This is a genomic window from Pediococcus parvulus (assembly GCF_007990205.1).
Lineage (GTDB): Bacteria > Bacillota > Bacilli > Lactobacillales > Lactobacillaceae > Pediococcus > Pediococcus parvulus.
Genome location: NZ_BJWE01000097.1, coordinates 1 through 1,233, shown reverse-complemented (window position 1 = coordinate 1,233; position 1,233 = coordinate 1). Strand labels below are relative to the sequence as shown.

The 1,233-nt window shown below is 32.4% G+C and carries 1 protein-coding gene; it reads right to left on the bottom strand.

What is annotated here, in order from left to right:
* Positions 1 to 6: 6 nt before the first annotated feature.
* Positions 7 to 666: a deoxynucleoside kinase gene (locus PPA04_RS09470; RefSeq protein WP_068805188.1), complete on the bottom strand. Its 660-nt coding sequence runs from the start codon at positions 664 to 666 to the stop codon at positions 7 to 9.
* Positions 667 to 1,233 lie beyond the last annotated feature (567 nt).

The following is a 1,233-nucleotide window of genomic DNA, read 5'->3' as shown; positions in this document are numbered from 1 at the left end:
GTTTTTTTACATTGCTTCTTCAACATCTTTTGGTTCGCGAATCTTCGCTAAAGCTGTATCAATTTGACCCAGTACAGTTTCAACATTTTTTGGATTCTCTAAATCGTACTTTTGTAAATCAATTTTGAGCTTAGGACTTGCATCGTAATCACGATACCATTCTTTATACGCTGCCCACATCTTAAGATAATAGTCCTCAAGTTCAGGATTATTGTCGAATTGTTCATAGTCACGACCCCGCTTTTTAATACGATATAAAATCGTATCAAAATCGGTTTCCGCATACACCATCAAGTCTGGTGCTTTCTTAGGAAGGTCATTCAACTCATTCATCATATTATCCAGAAGATTCAAATAAACACCAAATTCGGTATCTGTAATGTTACCTTCTTTATTATTTTCACGAGTAAACAATGCATCTTCATAAATTGAGCGATCCAAAACATTATTATCATCAGAAAGTGCTTTTTTTATCATTGCAAATCGTTTATTTAAAAAATAAATTTGCAGTAAAAATCCATAACTTTTTTGATCAGAATAATATAATGGCAATACTGGATTATCACCAACTGGTTCGTAAAAAGCTTTTGAACCATAATGCTTTGCAATCTTTCCAGTTAACGTTGTTTTCCCAACACCAATCATTCCTGCTGTAATTATCACCATACAAGGCCCCTCTTTTATCTATAATCAATATTTAGTATATCATAACTAATTGGTCTACAACATATTGCGTTTCATTTTAAATTATGCTGTCGTCTTTAAACAAGCTTAAACGTTTTCCTTACGCTATTTCTCAAATAAATTAAAGTATATTGATTTCAACTTTTATTAATTAACCGCATTTATTCAAAATTTCAAAATCAAAAAGTGCACCAATAAGCATACCATATTCAGATGCCAAAATTTAGACCTAATTTCAAACTTCCCTATTTTTTATGAATTTGAACGCACCCTTTGTTCCAAGTTGCTTTTTATAAAACTGTTTTCCCCGTTACAAAAAACAAATTCTTAATCTGTTCCAAAGCAAAAACAGCTCCGTCCCTGTCATTACCAAGGAAAGAGCTGATTTTATAGAATTTGTAGCAATTTTGAAAATAGATTAAAACTAGTAAATAGTAAATTATGCCCCACTTCGGCAGCGTGCAACAAAACACTCAAAAAAGCCCTTAGCGACCTTAAAATAGTTAAAACGGGCTTTCACTTTCATTCGTTAAGATGTACTAGGCCCTG

Coding starts and splice junctions, on each gene's coding strand:
- PPA04_RS09470 (WP_068805188.1), bottom strand. CDS start 666: ATGGTGATAATTACAGCAGGAATGATTGGTGTTGGGAAAACAACGTTA.